General features: G+C 52.6%; 18 protein-coding genes. 9 read left to right on the top strand and 9 right to left on the bottom strand.

Going from position 1 to position 20770, the window contains the following annotated elements; all coding sequences use genetic code 11:
* The first annotated feature begins 165 nt into the window (after nt 1-165).
* From ACT3R7_RS09510 to ACT3R7_RS09500, 3 genes are read left to right on the top strand one after another with little or no spacing between them, the layout of a single operon-like run.
* The gene (locus ACT3R7_RS09510) at nt 166-609 is read left to right on the top strand and encodes a LexA family protein (RefSeq protein WP_407648089.1); all 444 of its coding nucleotides are present in this window, start codon (nt 166-168) and stop codon (nt 607-609) included.
* Entirely contained in the window at nt 606-1907 is a 1302-nt protein-coding gene (locus tag ACT3R7_RS09505) for a Y-family DNA polymerase (protein ID WP_192539293.1), read from the top strand. The genes ACT3R7_RS09510 and ACT3R7_RS09505 overlap by 4 nt, the downstream gene beginning before the upstream one ends.
* Before the next feature lie 42 nt (nt 1908-1949).
* The gene (locus ACT3R7_RS09500) at nt 1950-3092 is read left to right on the top strand and encodes an LBF_2804 family protein (RefSeq protein ID WP_193091857.1); all 1143 of its coding nucleotides are present in this window, start codon (nt 1950-1952) and stop codon (nt 3090-3092) included.
* Here the strand turns inward: ACT3R7_RS09500 and ACT3R7_RS09495 are convergent.
* Together ACT3R7_RS09495 and ACT3R7_RS09490 are read right to left on the bottom strand one after the other, a co-directional pair.
* Nucleotides 3055-4518, bottom strand: a complete 1464-nt coding sequence (locus tag ACT3R7_RS09495; protein ID WP_193091858.1) for a sodium-dependent transporter — start codon at nt 4516-4518, stop codon at nt 3055-3057. The genes ACT3R7_RS09500 and ACT3R7_RS09495 overlap by 38 nt on opposite strands.
* 114 nt (nt 4519-4632) lie before the next feature.
* The gene (locus tag ACT3R7_RS09490) at nt 4633-5859 is read right to left on the bottom strand and encodes a YbfB/YjiJ family MFS transporter (RefSeq protein WP_193091859.1); all 1227 of its coding nucleotides are present in this window, start codon (nt 5857-5859) and stop codon (nt 4633-4635) included.
* A 174-nt stretch (nt 5860-6033) separates the two neighbouring features.
* On the opposite strand from ACT3R7_RS09490, the gene ACT3R7_RS09485 reads away from it, so the two are divergent.
* The 3 genes from ACT3R7_RS09485 (at nt 6034) to ACT3R7_RS09475 (ending at nt 11433) form a co-directional block, all read left to right on the top strand.
* Complete coding sequence (locus ACT3R7_RS09485) at nt 6034-7302, top strand: M20/M25/M40 family metallo-hydrolase (RefSeq protein ID WP_192539289.1); 1269 nt, start codon at nt 6034-6036, stop codon at nt 7300-7302.
* 783 nt (nt 7303-8085) lie between these two features.
* Nucleotides 8086-9534, top strand: a complete 1449-nt coding sequence (locus ACT3R7_RS09480; RefSeq protein ID WP_225736275.1) for an SLC13 family permease — start codon at nt 8086-8088, stop codon at nt 9532-9534.
* Between the two features lie 1068 nt (nt 9535-10602).
* Entirely contained in the window at nt 10603-11433 is an 831-nt protein-coding gene (locus ACT3R7_RS09475) for a CLCA_X family protein (RefSeq protein WP_193092888.1), read from the top strand.
* Here the strand turns inward: ACT3R7_RS09475 and ACT3R7_RS09470 are convergent.
* The 3 genes from ACT3R7_RS09470 to ycaC all read right to left on the bottom strand — a co-directional run bounded on the left by ACT3R7_RS09470 (nt 11402) and on the right by ycaC (nt 13770).
* Nucleotides 11402-12352, bottom strand: coding sequence for a pirin family protein (locus tag ACT3R7_RS09470; protein ID WP_193092887.1), 951 nt, complete (start codon nt 12350-12352; stop codon nt 11402-11404). The two genes, ACT3R7_RS09475 and ACT3R7_RS09470, sit on opposite strands and share 32 nt — an antisense overlap.
* 81 nt (nt 12353-12433) lie before the next feature.
* A complete protein-coding gene (locus ACT3R7_RS09465; RefSeq protein ID WP_193092886.1) occupies nt 12434-13051 on the bottom strand; it encodes an antibiotic biosynthesis monooxygenase in 618 nt (205 codons plus the stop codon).
* A 95-nt stretch (nt 13052-13146) separates the two neighbouring features.
* The gene (gene ycaC / locus ACT3R7_RS09460) at nt 13147-13770 is read right to left on the bottom strand and encodes an isochorismate family cysteine hydrolase YcaC (protein ID WP_192539284.1); all 624 of its coding nucleotides are present in this window, start codon (nt 13768-13770) and stop codon (nt 13147-13149) included.
* Between the two features lie 146 nt (nt 13771-13916).
* Between ycaC and ACT3R7_RS09455 the strand changes: the two genes are divergently transcribed.
* Together ACT3R7_RS09455 and ACT3R7_RS09450 are read left to right on the top strand one after the other, a co-directional pair.
* A complete protein-coding gene (locus ACT3R7_RS09455) occupies nt 13917-14822 on the top strand; it encodes a LysR substrate-binding domain-containing protein (RefSeq protein ID WP_192539283.1) in 906 nt (301 codons plus the stop codon).
* Nucleotides 14705-15052 carry a metallothionein gene (locus tag ACT3R7_RS09450; protein WP_318782778.1) on the top strand — a complete coding sequence of 116 codons (348 nt, stop codon included), beginning with the start codon at nt 14705-14707 and terminating at the stop codon, nt 15050-15052. The genes ACT3R7_RS09455 and ACT3R7_RS09450 overlap by 118 nt, the downstream gene beginning before the upstream one ends.
* A gap of 437 nt (nt 15053-15489) precedes the next feature.
* Here ACT3R7_RS09450 and ACT3R7_RS09445 read toward each other — a convergent pair whose 3' ends face one another.
* Nucleotides 15490-16581 carry an NADH:flavin oxidoreductase/NADH oxidase gene (locus ACT3R7_RS09445; protein ID WP_193092885.1) on the bottom strand — a complete coding sequence of 364 codons (1092 nt, stop codon included), beginning with the start codon at nt 16579-16581 and terminating at the stop codon, nt 15490-15492.
* Nucleotides 16582-16664: 83 nt separating this feature from the next.
* Between ACT3R7_RS09445 and ACT3R7_RS09440 the strand changes: the two genes are divergently transcribed.
* A complete protein-coding gene (locus ACT3R7_RS09440; protein WP_193092884.1) occupies nt 16665-16967 on the top strand; it encodes an ArsR/SmtB family transcription factor in 303 nt (100 codons plus the stop codon).
* Between the two features lie 141 nt (nt 16968-17108).
* Here ACT3R7_RS09440 and ACT3R7_RS09435 read toward each other — a convergent pair whose 3' ends face one another.
* From ACT3R7_RS09435 to ACT3R7_RS09425, 3 genes are all read right to left on the bottom strand, one after another.
* Nucleotides 17109-18731, bottom strand: coding sequence for a BCCT family transporter (locus ACT3R7_RS09435; RefSeq protein ID WP_193092883.1), 1623 nt, complete (start codon nt 18729-18731; stop codon nt 17109-17111).
* A 295-nt stretch (nt 18732-19026) separates the two neighbouring features.
* Nucleotides 19027-19896: a hypothetical protein gene (locus ACT3R7_RS09430; RefSeq protein ID WP_193092882.1), complete on the bottom strand. Its 870-nt coding sequence runs from the start codon at nt 19894-19896 to the stop codon at nt 19027-19029.
* A gap of 104 nt (nt 19897-20000) precedes the next feature.
* Nucleotides 20001-20770, bottom strand: a 770-nt coding sequence (locus tag ACT3R7_RS09425) for a hypothetical protein (RefSeq protein WP_496199021.1), incomplete at its 5' end; no start/stop codon positions are given.

The following is a 20770-nucleotide window of genomic DNA, read 5'->3' as shown; positions in this document are numbered from 1 at the left end:
CGTGCCCGCAACCTTGTTTTCCTGATTGCGGTGGTTAGCGCGGTAGTCGTTGGCCTGTGGCTTGCACGCTAAGTTAGTCTGATCGACGCTCAGCGCTTGCAATTTATACCTCACGAATAAATACTGTATATAAATACATATTTAATTTCAGTGAGGATGCCGACGATGCTGTTTCCGCCATCGCCTGTCGCGCCAACCTTGCCGTTAACCTCTCAGCCGCTGCCTTACTCCTCCTTGCAAGGCCGCGCTGGCTTTAGCGGCTTTCCATCGCCAGCGCAGGATTACGAGCCACGTACGCTCGACCTCAATACGCGGTTGATCAAAAATCCTACCCAAACGTTTTATCTCTCGGCGACCGGCGACAGCATGGAAGGCTGGGGGATTTTTGACGGCGATTTACTGGTCGTTGATCGCAGCATCAAGCCCCGTCTGGGGCATATTCTGGTGGCCATGTTCGAAGACGAAGTGCTGATCAAGCGCTATGCGCTTTACCTAGGCACGCCCCATCTCTGCTCTGCACACCCCCACTACCCGCCGCTTCCTCTGGAGGGTACCGATTGCCAGCTATGGGGCGTGGTACGCGCGGTTATCCATGAGTACCTACGATGATCGGCCTGGTAGATGCCAACAACTTTTACGTCAGCTGTGAGCGAGTGTTTGACCCGACCCTGGAAGGTAAAGCAGTCGGCGTCATGTCGAACAACGACGGTTGTATCATCGCCCGCTCTGCTGAGATGAAAGCCATGGACATCCCAATGGGTATTCCCTCTTTCAAGCTTGAAAGCTTGCGCAGGCGTGGCGACATCTACCTGAAGTCATCCAACTACGAGCTGTACGGTGATATGTCGGCAAGGCTGTGCCAGCTGCTGCGCGATACGTGCCCTGCAGTATCGCCCTATTCCATCGATGAAATGTTTATCTATCTGGAGGAGTTCACTGACAAGCAGTGCCAAACCCTGGGCGAATGGCTGAGGCGACGTATCCGGCGTCATTTAGGCTTACCGGTGTGCGTCGGGCTTGCACCAACGCATACGCTGGCCAAGCTGGCTAACCACCTGGCCAAAAAGTCGCCCCATTATCAAGGCGTGTGTCTGCTGAGTGCCCAAAGTGCGTCCACGACGGCATTGCTTAAACAAACGCCGGTGGGTAGCGTCTGGGGTATTGGCCGCAGGCTTGCTGAGCGTCTGGCTATCAACAAGATTCATACCGCCTGGGATTTACGTGAGGCAGATATTCAGCAGTTACGTAAACGCTACTCTGTGGTAATCGCCCGCACAGCGCTTGAGCTACGCGGCACGCCCTGCCTGCATATGAATGCACTCGACCAGCCGCGCCACCGCATCATGACTTCGCGCTCGTTCGGCCAGGCTACCGGCGTCAAAACTGAAGTGCATAATGCCTTGCGCCGCCATGCCCAGCGCAGTGCCGAAAAGCTTCGTGAACAGCGCAGCCTAACCCGTGCGGTGATGATATTTTTAAACACCAACCGCCACCGCCGCGACCAGCCGCAGTACTTTCCCCACGCCATGGTGCCGCTGCCCTCACCTAGCGACGACACGCGCACTATTCTTGGAGCCGTCCACCAAGGGCTCGAGCAGATGTACCGACCAGGCTACAAGTTCATGAAAGCTGGCGTGATGCTGCTTGATTTAGTCGATGCTGAGCAGTACCAGCTCTCGCTGTTGCATCAGCCACCGCGCAACCGTCATCCGTATTTAATGGCCACGCTGGATACTATCAACCAGCGAATGGGGCAAGGCACGATCAGCTTTGGCATGACAGATGCGGACGCCGCCTGGCAGCTGCGCTGCGCGCATCGCTCAAACCGCTATACCACGCGCTGGGACGAGCTGATGCAGGCTGGCACCCACCCCGGTGCTATTCAAGAGTGCGCTGCACGCAAGTAGCCGTTACCCTAGGGAGACTTAAACTAAGGAAATCTTGCTGTTATGCCTTTGGACAGGCCCGATCAAGAATACGCTCCCTCTCCTGGCCTGGCGCAGCGTCTAGCACACCGCTATATCAGCTACCTGCTGACGCGCAACGCGCCCTTGTCCGCGCCCAACCCGCACGCTATCAAGCGGATCAAACGCTGGACGATAGTGTGGGCCGCCATTGCCGGGATTATTTCCGGCACGCTGATTGGGGGTGGCGAGTGGTGGATGAAGCGTATCGCTATTGATGGCTGGTCCGGGATGAGCCTTGGCGAGCAGATACCTTATTGGATCGCCTACTACGCCGTAGTAGGTGTCATCACCGCGATTGAGATAGGCTTTTTGTACTGGAATTCACTGCGCGGGGTTACCCATATTACCCGCCTGGCCGGTTTAGCTTACTCACAGCACAATGCGTTTACGCCCTCTCTGCAGCTAACCGTTCACGGTGTTGCACGTGCTGCGCTTGAATACCCCAGTTCAGGCAATACCATTTACGGCATTAACCCTCATGCATACCTGCATGGCTGGAAGCTGACGCTAAAAGCGCTGCTGTACCGCTTAAAAATTAGCCTGAGCAGTTTTATCCTGCGCGTAGTGATGCGGCGTGTCTTGGGCCGCCTGGCATTACGCGGTTTTATTCCCATGCTGATGGGGCCGCTATACGCTATCTGGAATGCCTGGATTGCCTGGCGCGTATTACATCAAGCCCATCTGATGGCCTATGGTCCGCCGCGTATCGACGCGCTAATGCATGAGTTGAATACTTTATCGCGTGCCCAGCGCCAGTTGATCGTTCAAGGCATTGGCGAGCTCATGATGCGTAACCGCCATCCTCATCCCAATCTGGTGCTGTTACTGTCGCAGCTTTTAGCGTCGCTACCTGAACAGCCGCAAAGTGTGGATATCGATTGGCAACAGGCACTAGGCGACTATGCGCAGTTGGACACACACGAGCGTTCAGCTGTACTCGAAAGCCTGACCCAGGCTGCTATTCTCAGCGGCCCTTATCGCGGGGCGCGCAAGGCGTTTTTACGGGAAGTGTATGCTCGCTGCCAAACGCCGCTGCATGAACAATCAGTTATCACTCAGCAGCAGCGCTGGCTGTCGGGAGAAGAGGTTAGCGTGTCGTTAACGCCTGCTTCAAGCGCGGACTAACAAGCTCACCCAGCACCATCATGGCTAGCAAGATCAACAGTAACCACGGCCAGTGGGCTGAAAAGGTAACGGAATAAAGGCCTAAAGCATCGGCAAAAATAACTAAAATGCCCAGCGGGCTTACGTAGCGCACCATGGCAAGCCACAGCGTATAAGCCAAGGGTGACAACCCCAGCTCAGCACGGAACGTTTCATTCTTGAGCACAAAACCTGCCAGCACCACCGTGCCTAAACCGCCCAGCGGCATCATCCAGCGTGAGGTGATGTAGTCCAGCCAGTCAAAAAAGGTTTTACCCGCCAGCGTCCAATCCGCCCCCAGGTTAAATGACAGCATGGCCGCAGTACTGATCAACCACAGCACAATCCCCGTGCTCCACGCGGCACCGCGACGCGAGAACCCTTTGTTATCGCACAGCCAGGAAACGGTTGCTTCGACCATCGAGATAGAAGACGTCAGCGCCGCCATCGACAGCATGGCAAAAAACAAGATCCCGAACAGCGTTCCCAACGGCATCGCCTGGAAGGCCAGTGGCAGGCTCATAAAGATCAGCCCCGGACCTTCGCCTGGGTCCATACCGTTGGCAAAAATCACCGGGAAGATTGCAAGCCCGGCCATCAGGGCAACCGCCGTATCCGCAATCGCTACGCTGATAGTGGTACGCCCAATGGAAGCGCTCTTGGGCAGGTAGCTTCCGTAGGTAAGAATAGCGCCGGAGGCAAGCGACAGGGTAAAGAACGCATGGCCAAGGGCGGCCAACATGCCCTCGCTTGAAAGGCTACCGGCTTTAAAGGAGAACAAGAAGCTGACAGCATCGCCAAAGCCACCGGAAAATATGCCAAACACAATCAATAGCAGTAGCATGATAACCAGGCCCGGCATCATCCAGCCGACGTTTTTCTCGATTCCTTCCTGAACGCCTTTACCTACAATCACCATGGTGATCAGCGTGACCAGGGTGCTCCAAAAGCCCAGATTGCGCGGATCGTCGTTGTTGGCCCCAAACACGGTGGCCATATCGTCAACGCTGGTACCCGCCAGGCCACCGGTTAGCATCTTCCACAGGTAGGAAAACGACCAGCCCGCCACCACCACGTAAAACGATAGAATCAAAAAGCCGCACAGCATGGCCATCCAGCCAAGCAGCGACCATGCCGATGAACGCCCGGACTCATTCACCACCCGACGAATCGCATCAATGGGACTACCGCGTCCGCGCCGCCCAAAGGCAATCTCGCTCATCATTACCGGTACGCCCACGGCAAAAATGCACGCCAGATACACCAGTACAAACGCGCCGCCGCCATACTCGCCGGTGATATACGGAAATTTCCAGATATTGCCTAGCCCAACGGCAGAGCCCGTTGCCGCTAGCATAAATCCCCAGCGGCCCAGCCACTGGACGCGAGGTTGCTCGGAAGACGCCATGACGATCCTTCTGGTGTGAAAAAAAGCGCTTATCCTAGAGGATTTTGGTTAAAAAGCACAAAACTCTTGTTAACAGTTTTGAAAATGTTTGCCCGGCTTCTTTGCCTTGCCCCGTTAGCGCGTCACGGATAGCGCTTTTGCCTCGGCATCCAGACGCTGCGCGGTTTGATCTACGCGCCGTAACCATGCCAATAGCACCACGCCCATAGCAACAAAGCCCCCGGCCAGCCAAAGGCCCACAGTATAGTGGCCCGAAGCCTCGGCCAGTACGCCGGTTAAGGCAGGCGCAAAAATTTGCGCAGCCCCATACGCCAAGGTCATCTGGCCCATTAAACGCGCCGGACTTGACGGGTAAAGCCTTCCCGCCATGGTCAGGACTAAACTCACACAACCTAAAAACGTGCCGCCATAAAGCACCGCGCTGAGCAGCACAACGGCCAAGCTTGAAGAAATGGCAGGCAAAACGATCCCCACCGCCTGTATCGACATGGCCACAATCAATGCGCCTAAATAACCTATCCGCCGCGCCACCAAATCCCACAGCATAACGGCGGGAGCGGCCGCCAAACCGACCACCGCAAAGGTCCAGTTACCGGCTCCTGAAAGCAGCGGTTCGCGCTCAACAATGGTGACGATAAACGTGGCGTTAATTACATAGCCGTATCCGGCGCAGAAATAAGCGGGCAACATTAAGCGCATAAAGGTACGTGAAGGCGGCATGGCGGTAGGCAATTCAGCCTGACGAGCACCAGCAACCGGTTTGACCGGGCGCGGCAGCCAGCGCCAGGCGGGCACTAGCAGCACAGCACCCAACAAGCCAAAAATCCACCACTGGGCCTGCCAGTCAAGCGAGAGCGCAAGCATCAGTTCTACCGCTACGGCAGCCAGCACAATGCCCAACCCTAGCCCGGCAAAATGTATGCCCAGCTCGCCGCGCTGCTGGTGATGCATCAGCCAGTGAAGGATTAACCCAGACGCCAGGAGCATGGCGGCACTGCTTGAAAGGCCCGCGAAAAAGCGCAGCCCCGCCCATAGCCAGAAGTGATCCGTCAGCGCCATGCCCACCGTCGTCAGCACCGCGAGCACCAGACCAATACGATACAGGGTGTCTTTGAGATAGATATTGCGGATAGAGGCCGCCAGCACCGCACCCAGCATATAGCCCGCGTAGTTAAGCGCCGCCAGCCAGCCACCATCGGCATCGCCCATCCAGGTGTGCTGCTGCATGACCGGCAGTAACGGCGTATAGGCAAAGCGGGCGATCCCTACACACAAAAGCTGACTGAAAACGCCCGCCAGCAATACCTTATAGCGCTGAACGCGTAGCGATGCCGTGACCATGCTCTCTCCTGATCCTGTTGTTTATTACGTATTGTTTATTACGGTGCTGGCCGTTGTTTCTAAATGATTAGCCTGCATATTACGTGTGCATAGCCAGGTCCACATCGTCTAATAGTGGAACAACCTTATTAATCTGGCAGACTAGACACACAGATGACCATTTGGAGAGTTTAAATGAGCGATACTGCAAAACCCTGGACGCAGTCCATGCCGGAAGCACAGTTCAAGCTGATGCGCGACATTCTGGCCGCCCCTAGCCCGGTTGGCCTGGAAGGGGCAATGACCTACGGCGTCTTAAAGCCTTACTTCGAGACGTTTGCTCCTGACAGCTGGCACCTTCACCAGTTTAAGGGCAATGCAGGCGTGGTACTGGATACCCACCCTGACCGCGATGATATGTTCAAGGTCATGATTATCGGCCATGCAGACAAGATACGCATGCAGGTACGCTCAATTGGCGAAGACGGCAAAATCTGGATCAACACCGATTCGTTTTTGCCTTCCGTACTGATTGGCCATGAAGTGAAGCTTTTCAGTGAAGACCCTGAAAAACCCGGCAGCTACCGTTCGATTGAAGGCGGTACCGTTGAAGCGCTAGGCGCCATTCACTTTTCCGATCCGGCGGCGCGCACCGGCGACAAGGGCATCAAGAAAGAGCAGATCTATCTGGACCTGCAAATTCACGGCGAGAACAAAAAGCAGCAAGTGCTTAATCTAGGCGTGCGCCCGGGCGACTCGATTATTTTTGATCGCCCTATTCGCCCCGGTTTCAGCCCCGATACCTTCTACGGCGCCTACCTGGATAACGGCCTGGGCTGCTTTGTGGCCGCTGAAGTCGCGCGGTTGATTGCCGAAGCAGGCGGCACTGATAAGGTGCGCGTTATGTTCGCCATTGCAAGCTACGAAGAGATTGGCCGTTTTGGTAGCCGAGTTATGGCCGGTGAGCTAAAACCGGATGCGCTGATTGGCGTGGACGTGAACCACGACTACGTAGCCGCCCCAGGTATCGGCGATAAGCGTATGCAGCCGCTGGAAATGGGCAAAGGCTTTACGATGTCAGTAGGCTCCATTGCCAGCGAGCAGTTGAATCGCATCATCGCCAGTGCCGCCAAAGAGCAGGATATTCCCATTCAGCGCGATATGGTGGGGGTAGATACGGGTACTGACGGCATGGCGGGCGTATTGGCCTCTATTGATAGCGCCGCCACCTCTATCGGCTTCCCGATTCGTAACATGCACACCATCTCGGAAACCGGCAACACGAAAGATGTATTGGCGGCGATCCATGCGCTTACCCATACGCTGTTGGCGCTGGACAAACTGCCTAACCTTGAGCGTGAGTTTTTGGATAACCACCCGCGTCTTGATCAAGCAAGCCCGCTTAGCCATCAGGGTCATGCAAAACCTGAGGACGTAAAGACTGAAAGCAGTGACGAGAAATAAGCGTTTTATATTGAATAAGAATGTTTTAACGTCAGTGCTTCTAGCATAAAAAAAAGCCCCGGCCAATCACCGGCCGGGGCTTTATCAGGTCCTCCTTAATATTTCCTCACCAACATCCTGTTCGTGCATCCTTGGGCAACTCAAGCAATCCTTGCTTGTTCTTCCTGAGTACCTTCCTTGTGGTACTACCTACCTTGAACCTTAAATGTGTCAAACACATTAATGCAGGATAATAAATTAAAAAAAAAGCGCCATCAGATAAGCCAAACTGAGCACAAGACAAATTATCTAATTAATCTTTAATGAATAGCGCAGATAGAATTTACTACTTATACTTTTAACGTACCCACTATTGGTACACCACATGGATGTCACTACCTACCCAACGACAATAATCCCCAGGGGAGGACGTCAATATGCACACTATTATGGTGAGCCATAAAGTCAACGGTTTAGATATTATGTGCAGGCGCTGCGGTAATTCAGAGTCACCTACTACACCTTATTTTAAGCGTTTCCGCTTGGAAGGCACCGGCAAAAACACCACCACCGTACGCTGTTTAAATTGCCAAACCGTATTATCGCTACCGCTAAATCAGCTAGCTTCGCTTTTTTATCCCCACGCTTGCTAAAAAACCGAGGCGGTCTGCGCGCCGCCAATTCATACTAAAGTCTACAGCATACGACCAACGGCTTATAAACGAAAGTGGTAGCATGCTCTCTCCTTATGATTAGCAAATTGCTAATAAATTCATGCTGTAGCGCCAGGAGAGGCGGATGGGAATGTCATTATCGAATTGGCGCCACTGGGTACCATTACTAGCAGGTCCACTCCTTTTTATATTGATTCAGCTAATACTGCCCGACACGCTGATTGATCCAGCGCCGCGGACAGTTCTCGCCTTAACGGTTTGGATGGGCACCTGGTGGGTAACCGAACCCGTCCCGATTCCCATTACATCGTTCTTACCCATGCTAGTACTGCCCCTAAGTGGCGTGATGGTGCTGGATGAAGCCGTCGTCGGCTATGCCAACCCGGTTATCTATATGTACATGGGCGGGTTTATTTTGGCGATTGCCATTGAACGTTGGAACCTACACCGGCGCATTGCGCTGGCCATTGTCAATCGTATTGGCAACAGCCTGCGCAGCATTGTACTGGGGGTTTTGATTGCCTCGGCCTTTTTATCCATGTGGATCTCAAACGCCGCTACGGCACTTATGATGCTGCCTATTGCGGTCGCGCTTACCAATGAGCTCGACGAACGCGACCAATTTGATCGTGATCAGCGCGATAGTTTTGCGCGTATTTTGCTGCTAACCGTTGCTTACTCCGCCTCCATTGGTGGGCTAGCAACGATTATCGGCTCGGTACCCAATGCCATCGTGGTAGCTATGATTCCCCAGTTTTTTGAAGGCGTGGAAATCAGCTTTCTACAGTGGATGATATTTGCGCTGCCGTTAACCCTGATTCTACTGGCGGTGCTGTATGTCTATCTCACCCGGCTGTATGCCAAGGTGCCTAATACGCCGCTTGAGATTGATTTTGTCGCTCAGGAACTGGCGTCTCTAGGCCCCATGACCCAGGAAGAAAAACGCGTCTTAGGCGTATTTGTGGTAACCGCCCTTGCCTGGGCGTTACGCGGCTGGCTGGCACCGTTTTTTGATTTACCCATTAACGATACATTGATCGCGGTAACTGCCGCCATTGCGCTGTTTGTAATTCCCGCTCACAACGAAAAGCGCGCCCTGCTGGTGTGGGACGATATGAAAAGCTTGCCCTGGGGGCTGTTCATTCTCTGGGGTGGAGGCATGACGCTGGCCGCGGCATTTGTCGCAAGCGACTTAACCGGCTGGATCAGCAATCAGCTTCAACTGCTGGATGGGGTGAATTACTTCTGGCTACTGTTGATTATGGTGCTGTTGATGCTGTTCCTGACCGAGATTATCTCGAATACAGCGACTGCCAATATGGCGCTACCTATCACCGCAGGCATGGCCGCGGCCATTACTACCGGCAACCCATTAGGCTTAATGGTGGCGGTTGCGCTGGCGACGACCTGTGCGTTTATGCTGCCCATTTCAACGCCACCCAACGCGGCTGTTTTCTCAACAGGGCGTATTACTATTAAGCAAATGGCCACAGCAGGCTTTGCCATGAATATAGTAAGCGCCATTGCTATTACGCTGTTTGTTTATTTTATTATGCCGCTACTACTGCCTTCGCCTTAAATAATAGGGTACGGTTTACAATTTTTTAACTGCAAAAAAAACCCCCGGCCATGCTTGGCCGGGGGTGATTAGTTCGTCCTTAATCCTGCTCCATGAACATCCTGTTCATGCTTCCCTGTGTACCGCAAATATCCTTATCTGCTCTTCCGTCATACGCTTTCCTTGCGTCATGTGCTTACAATGGACCTTAAAGCGTTTAAGTTATCTAACCCAGGTTATGAAAAGTTAAAAATAATAATTTTTTACAAAAATATAATTCACATTCTAACTAGTTTGTTTTTCGAAACAAAACCCATTAGCTAAGCCAACATTGCTAAAATTATTTAAATAAAAAAAGATAGCTAAAATTTATATCTTTTTGATCTTACAACTAACTAGAAAAATCAACTTAATACTTTTTTCTAGGTAAAACTAACATTATGCTTAGTCATACAGTTACATATTAAAAAATAATTACCAAAAGTCAAGGTATATTAAAAGACTCATTAAAAAGTTGTTCAATCAACTAATTAGCAATCAAACCAGCGTTTGAATGCTAGCTATAATGAATATCTGCAATATAGTTAGGTATCCGTAAATTAATTTTTGTAACGGCTTTTCTTGACTTGCGGATGTATCCGCCTGTTTATAAAAACGCCTCATTTCTTTGATCGGCACTGCCCCTCGCACCGCCCAGCACCCTATGCTTTGGTATCATAGAGCGCTGTGAGGCCAAACAAAAAATCCCCCCCACAGATAAGGATCATATTTTGCAAATGATACGCCCTATTTTCGCTTTGACGCAGTATCGCAACGCTTTCGTACAACAATGTTACAATTTTTACTTGTACATTGTTTAACTATTCTCTATTGTTTGTAGTGTTCGCGGCAAGGAAACCGCACACAAGGGAATGACGGCTCAGGAAGAGCAACGCAACATCAGGGAAGAGCAAGGTAACAAAAAAGCGTCCTCAGCTGAGGGCGCTTTTTTTGTGCGTAGCCATCTGCCGCCCTTCTCCCAAAAGCAAAAAAACGCTCGATCTGCGCTATCATGGCCGCTTTGATTGATAGCTATTAAGTGAGCGTGCCGTGAACATCGATGCACGAACGTTTTATCGCAACGGGCCAGCCCATCGTCAGCATGAGCCCAGCAACTTTGCGCTTATTCGGCGCCAGTTTGATTTTCGCTCCATCGAGATTGGCCGCTGGGTAACGCCTAATGAGCGCGACCGCGCAGCAACGCTGTTTCATGATGCATTGTGCGATTTGATGTTGATTCTACAGGGGCCAGAGACGTTGGTGTCGTTACGCGGCTCGCTCGCGCTGCAATATGGCAGCGGCGGTCGGCCAGGGGTCGCGGCCCACTATGCCCCTGGCCAGCGCAGCTTTGCGCTAGCGAAAAATGCAGGCCCAGGGAGCATCGCGCACGAGTGGTTCCACGCCTTTGATCACTACATTGCGCAGAAGTGTTTCAAGGGCCTATCTCGCGATATGTTTGCCTCGACCGCCTGGCTGGCTGATGCCCCTCCTATTCCCCACCCTCTTAACCAACGCCTGATGGACTGCTTTACGGCCATTCTGCTACAGCCCGGCGGCAAACAGCCCAGCGAGCTTTTCCAACACTCGGCTGCGATGGATCGCAAACTGGGGCAAGTGTATTACAGCAAACCCGAAGAGCTATGCGCCCGAGCGTTTGAAGCCTTTGTGCAGGATGCCCCAATCAAGAATCACTTTCTGGTCAAGGGCACCAAAGCCACGCCAGAGGCCGAGCTTGGCCTTTATCCACAAGGCAGCGCCCGCAAGACTATCAATACAGCTTTTCAAGAGTATTTTAGCCAGTTGGGCAGTGCCTTGAACCGCTTGAAATACAACGGGGCCAACCAGCCGCTTAATTGCCCGGCTGGCCTGGAAAAGGAATAAACTCGGCATTGTCATCAGGCGGAAGCTGGAAGCGGCCATGTTCAAAATCGCCTTCAATCCAAGCCTCCTTGGCGGCTTCAAGCTTCTCTTTGGAAGAAGCGACGAAGTTCCAGGACACATAGCGTGGGCCGTTGAGCGTTTCGCCACCCAGCAGTACCAACCGCGCGCCGCGCTCGCCTGCCGTGACGGTAATCGGGTCGCCTGGGCGGAACACCATCATCCGGCCTTCCTCGAAGACTTCACCTGCAATGATCACGCTGCCCGAGGTAATGTAAATCCCGCGGTCTTCATGGTCATCAGGAAGCGGTAATTTAGCGCCCGGCATCAGGGTGGCATCGGCGTAAAACATTTCCGAGAAGGTCTGTACGGGGGCCTTTTCGCCCCAGGCCGTGCCCAGAATCAAACGCACCTCTTTACCTTCGCCTTGCAATAGCGGCAGGGCTTCCTGGCCTTGATGCTCAAAGGTGGCAGGCTTGTCTTCATGCTCTTCAGGTAGCGCCACCCAGGTTTGAATACCAAACAGTGAATGCGGTGACTGCTGACGCGTGACGGGGCTCGTGCGCTCTGAATGGGTAACGCCATTGCCAGCCACCATCCAGTTGACCTCTCCTGGGTAGATCATTTGGTTGGTGCCCAGGCTATCGCGGTGCTGAAATTCCCCCTTATAAAGATACGTAACGGTGGCCAGTCCAATATGCGGATGGGGGCGAACATCGATCCCGCCTTCGGTCAAGAACTCAGCTGGTCCCATCTGATCGAAGAAGATGAACGGACCCACCATCTGCCGCTTGGGTGCAGGCAGCGCACGGCGCACTTCAAAGCCGCCCAGATCACGCGCGCGAGGGATAATCAGCGTTTCGATATCCTTAAGGTTACCCGCTGATGGGCATTGGGGTTCAATCGTCGGCATCCAACTCATGTGCTGCACTCCTCAATGATAGCGTGGGCAAGGCGGCCCGGCTTTTTAGTGATTGCTTATTACTTGTTTCTTACGCCAGGCTCAGCGAAACATCCATGGCGCTACCAGTCGCACAACGCGTGGCATGACGACATACACCACCAGCCCTACAATCGTGGCGGCCACAAATCCGTGCCGGATTCCCCACGTACTCAATAGTGGAAACGCTTCAAAGATAGGCGCCCATAAAAACGGCACTAACATGGTCAGCGGCCAGATCACCGCGGTCGTTACCACCCACTGCTTCCAGCGAACCGGCTGCTTGCTTGGGGCCGCCCCAGCGGTATGAAACCAGTAATCGATCCCGCTACTGATCTCGATTTCCTCTTCCTGACGAAACGCCGGCAGGATATCGCGCACCAATGCCTGACGCTCTTTCGATTCAAGCCAGCGTGCAGCCTCTTCGGAAGACGCAAAGCGCAAGGCAATCTCGAAATCGTGCTGGCCTTCGGTGGGCCTTAAAATATGTACCCCTTGGTGGCCAGGGTACTGGCTAGCCGCCTGGATGATTCTTCGTAGCCAGGCTTCATATTCGCTTCGCGCGCTGGGCTTGACGCGATGACAAATTTTCAGCGTAACGCTGTTCGCAGCTTGGATTGGGCTGGAACCCGTACTTGAACCCGTACTTGAAACAGTTGTTGAAACAGGCTCTTGTGACATTATGAAGCTCCCGTTATCGGTGCAGATAAACGCACCGTGCTGCCCCAACGGAAAACAAGCCACCGGAAACACGCGCCGCCAGTGGCTCTCCGTGATTACTTGCTCGTCAGCGTGCTGTAGCTGTTCATCAGGTTGCGATAATCGGGAATATGGTTGGCGAACAAGGTGCCCAGGCCTTCAACATCGTTGCGCCAGTCGCGGTGCAGCTCACACGCAGCGCCAAACCAGTTCATCATTTGCGCACCGGCGTTGGACATACGATCCCAGGCGGCATCACGCGTCATGGCATTGAAAGTGCCCGAGGCATCGGTGATCACAAACACGTCAAACTCTTCTTCCAGGGCGGAAAGGGCTGGGAAGGCAACACATACTTCCGTCACGACACCGGCAATAATCAGCTGCTTCTTACCGGTCGCTTTTACGGCTTTCACGAAATCTTCATTATCCCAGGCGTTAATTTGGCCAGGGCGGGCGATATAAGGCGCGTCCGGGAAGAGTTCTTTTAACTCGGGCATTAACGGGCCGTTGGGGCCATTTTCAAAACTGGTAGTGAGAATAGTCGGCAGGTTGAAATATTTGGCCATATCGGCCAGGGCCAGCACGTTATTTTTAAAGCGGTCAGGTTCAATATCACGAACCAGTGAAAGCAGGCCTGCTTGATGATCAACTAACAGTACGGCAGCGTTATCTTTATCGAGACGAACGTAAGGTTTTGACATGATCCACTCCTGATACTCAGTTAATGGAGCCATCAGCATTGGCAGCTCCGGTTGGCCTTGCGACTTACGAAACTGAGTGTAAGCGGTCGCCAGCCCGATGATTAGATGGGAAAATCACGACACACCGTTTCATTTTGAGAACGATAATGACAATTCCCAATCTCAATGACCTTTATTACTTTGTACAAGTGGTGGACCACGAAGGCTTTGCACCGGCGGGTCGCGCCCTGGGTATTGCCAAGTCAAACCTTAGCCGGCACGTTGGAGAGCTCGAAAAACAGCTAGGCGTGTTATTACTGCACCGCTCGACGCGACATTTACGCATGACCGATATCGGCCAGCGCTATTACCTGCACTGTAAAGCCATGCTGAAAGAGGTCGAGGCCGCCCAGCAGGTGATTGAAGAGAGCCAGACAGGCCCCTGCGGTACCATTCGGCTAAGTTGCCCCACAGGGTTACTCCACTTCCATGTTAGTGCCATGCTGGCGGAGTTCATGGTGCTCTACCCCCAGGTACATATTCATCTAGAAGCGGCCAATCGCCATGTCGACCCGCTGACCGAAGGGGTCGATATTGCCATTCGTGCCCGCCCTTTGCCGTTTGAAGATAGCGATCTATTTCACAAAGTATTATCTGATAGCAGCCAGTGCCTGGTGGCGAGCCCCAAACTGCTTAGCCAATATGGCACCCCGCAAGCGCCTGGCGACCTTACCCGCTTCCCAAGCATTAGCCGGGCAAGGCCCATCGAGCAACACTCCTGGCGATTGCAGCGCGATGAGCAAATTGAGGTGATCGAGCATTCGCCGCGTTTAATCACCACCGATATGACCGCCCTATACCATGCCACGCTGGCAGGCGTGGGCATTGTGCAGCTGCCCAAGCTGGTGCTCCCCGGCGCCATTGAATCCGGCCAGCTGGTGCTCGTGTTACCGGAATGGGAACTTCGCCAGGAAGTGATTCACGCAGTTTATCTGGCCCGCCGGGAGCTACTTCCCTCTGTTCGCGTGCTGCTGGACTTCATGGCCGAACGCTACGCCAAGCTAAAGCTATAGCTAAGCCGACAACGCAATTACATAACACTGGGGGTCGGGTCTATGCTGATGAGTACCAACATAGGAGGTGCAATATGTCTCAGCAACAGTGTGCTTGCCCCAAGTGCGATTGCGCAGTGGATAGCCAAGCCATAGAGAAAAATGGTCAAAAATTCTGTTCCGAGTCCTGCGCCATTGGCCATACGGATGGCTCAACAGGCTGTGGCCATAACTGCAGCTGCGGTAAGTAACCGCTTAGCAAAGCAATTTTATTCGTTAAGCGATCGCGCCCGGCAGCCTCTGCCGGGCGCTTTCTTTTTAAGGTATCCCCCCTGCATTTCACGGCGCTTGAACGATATCACTTTGCTATCGTGCGAAAACGAACCCGATGCGCTAAGCTGAGAGATCATCCAAGCCACTTACAAGGAATGTAAAATGCCTTCTACTACCGTTATTGTCGTTGTTGTTGTCGTCATTGCCGTACTGGGTATCGGTTTCAGCGGCGGCCTGCCGTTCTAAGCAATCGACAACAATCAGGTTTATAAGGCGGGGAGAGACTCCAACCTTCCCCGCCTACAAAAGAAAAGCCCGCTGAAAAAAATCAGCGGGCTTTTTGCTTTTCTTCGTAGAAGCGGTGCTTCGATGAGTACTAAATCGCCGGGTTCCGAAGAAGCAGCGACTCAACGCATCACTTGTAGCGTTCTAGCCAATGAGCATAGGGGGCTGGCAAGGTCCAGGAAGCACGTTCTACCCCCAGCTCCTGGGCAGCGAGGTAGGGCCAGTTAGGATTAACCAGATGCGACCGGCCAATCATCGCCAAGTCCAACTGGCCACTCTTGATGGCTTCTTCAGCAACACTCGGCGTACCGAAGCCCCATGCGGAGGCCACGGGGATTCCCGCCTCGCGCCCTACCCGCTGGGCAACATCGCCCATAAAGCCCGCGCCCCAAGGGATGTTGGCATCAGGAATGGTGAAGCCAATACTCACGCTAAGCAGATCCAGCCCACCATCTTTGAAGCGACGCGTCAGCTCGATAGCCTCGCCCAGGGTCTGCTCGTCGCGCCCGTCGTATTCGATAACCCCCAGACGCGCGGTCAGCGGCAGGTGCTCCGGCCATACTTCGCGAACCGCGGCCAGGGTCTCCAACAGGAAGCGACTACGGTTGTCGAAGCTGCCGCCGTAGGCGTCATCACGCTGGTTGGAGTGATCAGATAAGAACGTCTGGGCCAGATAGCCATGGGCGAAATGCAGCTCCAGCCACTCGAAGCCGGCATCGCGCGCACGACGAGCGGCCGCCACGAAGTCCTCGCGCACCCGGGCAATGTCTTCAAGCGTCATGGCCTTCGGCTGTTTATCGAGGTGGGCGCCAAAGGCAACCGCTGACGGGGCGATGGTCTGCCAGCTACGCGGATCATCTTCGCTAATATGGTCATCGCCTTCCCACGGGCGGTTTGCGCTGGCCTTGCGCCCGGCGTGGGCAATCTGGATACCCGGCACGGAACCCGCCGCCTTGATCGACTGCACTACCGGCACAAAGGCCTGGGCAAGGTCATCATTCCAGATACCGGCGCAGCCGGGAGTGATACGGCCTTCCGGCGACACGGCAGTTGCCTCGACCACCACCAGCCCCGCTCCACCGCGAGCCAGGGAAGCATAATGCACGCGGTGCCAGGCGTTAATCAGGCCATCTTCCGCTGAGTACATGCACATGGGAGGAATCGCGATACGGTTACGCAGGGTGACGTCTTTAAGTGTGAAGGGTTGGAACAGCGCAGACATTAAGGTTTCTCCAAAGGGGTTATTACTTAAGTTCGATAATATTCGAACTATGGGCAAAGGGCAAATTCGTGTATGATTTATCCATGCGCCCTTTCAAACATCCCCCCGTTAGCGAGTTCGTTCTTGAGCGTTTGCTTTACGCCTTGAGTGATCCTGTTCGTCTGAAGATTGTACGGCGCCTTGCCACATTAGGTGAGGCAAGCTGCGGCGAGCTGGACGGTGGCCGCCCGAAATCCACCATGTCGCATCATTTCCGGATATTGCGCGATGTCGGGTTGGTAAACACCCAGACCGTGGGCACGACCCATATGAACTCGTTGCGTAAAGATGATGTGGATAGCCGATTCCCAGGCCTGCTGGAGGCGATCCTGTCCCAGCCTGAATAGTGGCTATACGCCATGGCCGCCACTTCTACTCGGTAAATGACACGCGGCGGATGGGAAGACTCGAATTCCTACGCCCACCAAAAAAGCCCGCTGATTTTTTCTCAGCGGGCTTTTTGGTTAGTGGCCTTTTCGCTTACCCAACTATTCGTTCAGCTTCTCGGGTTTGGGTGGGGCACCTACTCTCACTTCGCTGAGATCCTCATGAGACAGGCCGCGCAACAGTGAGAACATCATTATAAACACCAGAATAAACATCGGCAGGCCAACAACGGTGATCACCTCCTGCAAGGCGGTAAGCCCCGCATCGCCCGCCAGCACAATCAGCATGGCCGCCAGCATGCCTTCTGAGACACCCCAGAAGACACGCTGTTGCCATGGGCCAGGGTCTGCGCTGCCGGTACACAGCATATCGACCACCAACGACGCAGAATCCGATGAGGTGGCAAAGAAGATCGCCACGACCACTACCGCCAACCCCTGGATTAACGTAGCCGCCGGGAAGTTATCAAAAAACGCGAACATGGCAAGCGGGATGCTTTCCGCCACGGCGGTGGACAAAACCCCGGCCTGATCCCCCATTGCTTCCCGTGCGGCAGCCCCAATCCCATCAATCTCCATGGCCGACCAGCCAAAGATTGCAAACCACACCAGCGTAAAGATAGACGGCGCGAACAGTACACCGAGCACAAACTCTCGAATGGTGCGCCCGCGGGAGATTCGCGCCACAAAGATGCCGATGAAAGGCGACCACGTGACGGTCCAGGCCCAATAGAACACCGTCCAACTGCCCTGCCATCCCCAACCGCTGCCATCAGTATTGGTATAGCGCGCCAGCGTGTCATTCCAGAACGCCATCGGCAGCAGGTTGGTAATGTAGAGGCCAAAGGTTTCGACCACGGCACGCAGCAGAAAAACGGTCGAGCCGGTAAACAGCACAAACATCAGCAGGCCAACGGCCATGCCGATATTGATATTGGAAAGCAGCTTGACGCCGGAATCCAGCCCCGCCACGATCGATCCAACGGCAACGGCTGTCAGCACAGCGATAATGGTCACTTTGATAAACACCGAATCCGGCACACCCAACAGCTCTGTTAGCCCCGCATTAATCTGCTGCGTGCCCAAGCCAAGGGAGACTGCCACACCAAACAACGTACCCAGAATGGCAAAGATATCCAGAGTTTTACCGATAGGCCCGTGAATGCGCTCGCCCAGCAGCGGATAGAATACCGAGCTAAAACGCATCGGTAAGTTGTAACGATAGATAAAGTACGCAAACGCCAGCCCCGGCATGGCGAAAATCGCCCAGGTATGCAGCCCCAGGTGATAGATCGAAAAGCTCATGGCATCGTCGGCGGCTTCCACCGAAAAAGGCTCGACACCCGGCCTAGGAGGCGTAGAGAAGTGGGAAATAGGCTCGGCAACCCCCCAGAACATCAGCACGGTGCCGATACCGCCCGCAAACAGCATAGTGAACCAGGAGATATTGCTATAAGCCGGCTTGGCATCATTGCCGCCCAGGCGAATCGCCCCGTAACGGCTGATCGCTACCCACAGCAAAAACGCCACCCAACTGGTCACCCCTAAAATAAAGAACCAGCCAAGGTTAGTAACCACCCACTCTCGCCCCGCACCAAAGGCGTTACCTATCGCGTCCGGTGCAATTAACAGCGCCACCAGGAACAGCACCATGATGCCTGCGGAAGTGAAAAAAATGGTCGGATCTGTTCGAAGTCCAAGCTTTTTGGCGAGATTATTGAGCATGTGCGTTCCCTTTGTCTTTACAACAACATAGGGGTTATGGGCTGATTGCGCCAAGGTGTTAGAGAAATACAGGATGCTAGCGGCGGGTACAACATGGGACAGAACAGTTTTCAGCTACTGCCATAAGAAAGCGTAGGTACAGGCTTTTGGAGGGGAAACGGGGTGAATAAGCATAAGTTTTAAATGGCTGGTTTCGGCCAAGAGCGGCCATTGAGGGAATGCTGATATAACGCCGCCAGCAGGTGCCGAAAGACCACAGCAAGCGACAGTTTTTTGGTTCCTCTGACTGGCTTTGTTAGGCACTCTCAGCCTCGCTTTCTGCTGAGGGCAAAATTCTACCCTTGTCGATCCAAGTTTCTTCTTGGTACTCCTTTCCCGTTCTGTTTGAGAACTCATCGAGATAATATGAACGGAAGCACAACCAGAACCCGTTCTCATCTTTAGCCTCTCTCCTGATGCAAGAATAATACGGAAAGATCGTAGAGCTAATGTCGAAATCTATTAGCGAATCATCATCTGCTTTCCTGAATTCCATGAGTTCCAAAACTTTGCTCTTTTCTGACGTCATTTCAAGGAAATAGTCATCTACGTTCGCTTTAATCTCTTGCTCCCAGGTGGCCTTCGTTACCTCAACAATAACTGGATTAAGAGCAACTAGATAATTCCTATTTGATATTTGTGAAATCAGTTTGACGTATTTATTTTCGAGTAATGCTTTAAAAGCCAAATTTGAAAAATCTAGCGTGATGTCCCGTAGAGTCAATTCGCGCAGTTTTTCTTTTGATTCCCAACCCAAATGTTCAAATGACTCTGTATATTTTCGCAAAAGCGCCTCGTTATCATTGGCCGTTTTTAGGTCGCTTTCAGCTTTATGCTTAATTTCTTTCTGAGTATGTTTTCTAGCCTCCAGCTTTCCTGACACAAAGCTCCAGACCATCTCACCTAACCAGATAATGATTTGCCCGACTATTGATCCTAAACCTACGCCTGCAAGTAAGACTACGATAGAGATATTTTCCTCTGGCGTTCCTAAGGACTTCGCAAGCTCACTAAAGTATTTCCAAGATATGACAATGGACACAGAAACTGAAAGGTACTTCACTGCCGCTTTCGGTGAAGTTAATGCTGAAAGAAGTTTAATTATTGTTGAGGCAGTTTCACTCATAATCATCTCCGTTATGGACGCTGCCTAACATTGCGCTCTGCGGCTAATTTGGAGCACAACGGAAAATTGGTCCGACAGCAGAGCTTTGTTAAATCTCAATTCACCTACCATTGCTCCGGGCTAAAATCGGTTTCATTGGAATCACGAGGCACCTCAAACCAATCACCATTCGGCTCAGCATAGTCGGCATACATCCCTGACATCGTTTTTCGGTCTGCTGCTTGCCTTCCAGATACTTGCTTAAATATCGATCTATTAGAATCCCACGTATATTCTTCTTTTGGTAGTTCAACCTGCATTTCTTGATTATCTGTTTTTGTATACGTAACTCGCCCTATAGTGGTCAATTTTGGAAAAACACCATCCATTATTATTTTATTGTTTTGTTCGAATTTGACATCTGACTTATAAGCCCCCCACGAACCATCTATGTATTCATAGTATGGTTTGTCAAGTGCTTCAGTGACTATCTGGTTACCTAATGCGTAAATTCTGACTGACTCACCATATAATCCAGTACCACTTTGGGTCATGTATTTTACGCTTACTAAATACTCAGGTGATGATTGCTTTGTTTCAAAAACTTTTATTGCTTGAATCCCTAACCCAAAGTCATAAGAGGCCGATATAAGGGATTCGGTATCCAAGCCAAAAAAAAGAATAAATCCGTCAATTTTATATTGGTCTATCGTAGATATAACTACCATATCACCTAAAATCTTAGCCGCTAACGGTTCCTTCCAACGCCCAACGATGCTCATTAGATTATTACTTGCATTAGATTCACCAAGTAAAGCAATCAGCCCTTCGTAAATTTTATCAAGGTTGTCTTGGCTCGATGCATTTATTGCATTAACTATCGAATTTAAACTAG

Origin of the sequence: Halomonas sp. AOP43-A1-21 (assembly GCF_052376775.1) — a bacterium.
In the GTDB taxonomy this organism is placed as follows: Bacteria; Pseudomonadota; Gammaproteobacteria; order Pseudomonadales; family Halomonadaceae; genus Vreelandella; species Vreelandella colorata.
The sequence above is the reverse complement of the archived record's forward strand: the minus strand, read 5'-3'. Positions and strand labels throughout refer to the sequence as shown.

Excerpts from the sequence above, each read along its gene's own strand:
- ACT3R7_RS09510 (WP_407648089.1), top strand. The coding sequence starts at position 166 with ATGCTGTTTCCGCCATCGCCTGTCGCGCCAACCTTGCCGTTAACCTCT.
- ACT3R7_RS09505 (WP_192539293.1), top strand. The coding sequence starts at position 606 with ATGATCGGCCTGGTAGATGCCAACAACTTTTACGTCAGCTGTGAGCGA.
- ACT3R7_RS09500 (WP_193091857.1), top strand. The coding sequence starts at position 1,950 with ATGCCTTTGGACAGGCCCGATCAAGAATACGCTCCCTCTCCTGGCCTG.
- ACT3R7_RS09495 (WP_193091858.1), bottom strand. The coding sequence starts at position 4,518 with ATGGCGTCTTCCGAGCAACCTCGCGTCCAGTGGCTGGGCCGCTGGGGA.
- ACT3R7_RS09490 (WP_193091859.1), bottom strand. The coding sequence starts at position 5,859 with ATGGTCACGGCATCGCTACGCGTTCAGCGCTATAAGGTATTGCTGGCG.
- ACT3R7_RS09485 (WP_192539289.1), top strand. The coding sequence starts at position 6,034 with ATGAGCGATACTGCAAAACCCTGGACGCAGTCCATGCCGGAAGCACAG.
- ACT3R7_RS09480 (WP_225736275.1), top strand. The coding sequence starts at position 8,086 with ATGTCATTATCGAATTGGCGCCACTGGGTACCATTACTAGCAGGTCCA.
- ACT3R7_RS09470 (WP_193092887.1), bottom strand. The coding sequence starts at position 12,352 with ATGAGTTGGATGCCGACGATTGAACCCCAATGCCCATCAGCGGGTAAC.
- ACT3R7_RS09465 (WP_193092886.1), bottom strand. The coding sequence starts at position 13,051 with ATGTCACAAGAGCCTGTTTCAACAACTGTTTCAAGTACGGGTTCAAGT.
- ycaC (WP_192539284.1), bottom strand. The coding sequence starts at position 13,770 with ATGTCAAAACCTTACGTTCGTCTCGATAAAGATAACGCTGCCGTACTG.
- ACT3R7_RS09455 (WP_192539283.1), top strand. The coding sequence starts at position 13,917 with ATGACAATTCCCAATCTCAATGACCTTTATTACTTTGTACAAGTGGTG.
- ACT3R7_RS09450 (WP_318782778.1), top strand. The coding sequence starts at position 14,705 with ATGGGAACTTCGCCAGGAAGTGATTCACGCAGTTTATCTGGCCCGCCG.
- ACT3R7_RS09445 (WP_193092885.1), bottom strand. The coding sequence starts at position 16,581 with ATGTCTGCGCTGTTCCAACCCTTCACACTTAAAGACGTCACCCTGCGT.
- ACT3R7_RS09440 (WP_193092884.1), top strand. The coding sequence starts at position 16,665 with ATGCGCCCTTTCAAACATCCCCCCGTTAGCGAGTTCGTTCTTGAGCGT.
- ACT3R7_RS09435 (WP_193092883.1), bottom strand. The coding sequence starts at position 18,731 with ATGCTCAATAATCTCGCCAAAAAGCTTGGACTTCGAACAGATCCGACC.
- ACT3R7_RS09430 (WP_193092882.1), bottom strand. The coding sequence starts at position 19,896 with ATGAGTGAAACTGCCTCAACAATAATTAAACTTCTTTCAGCATTAACT.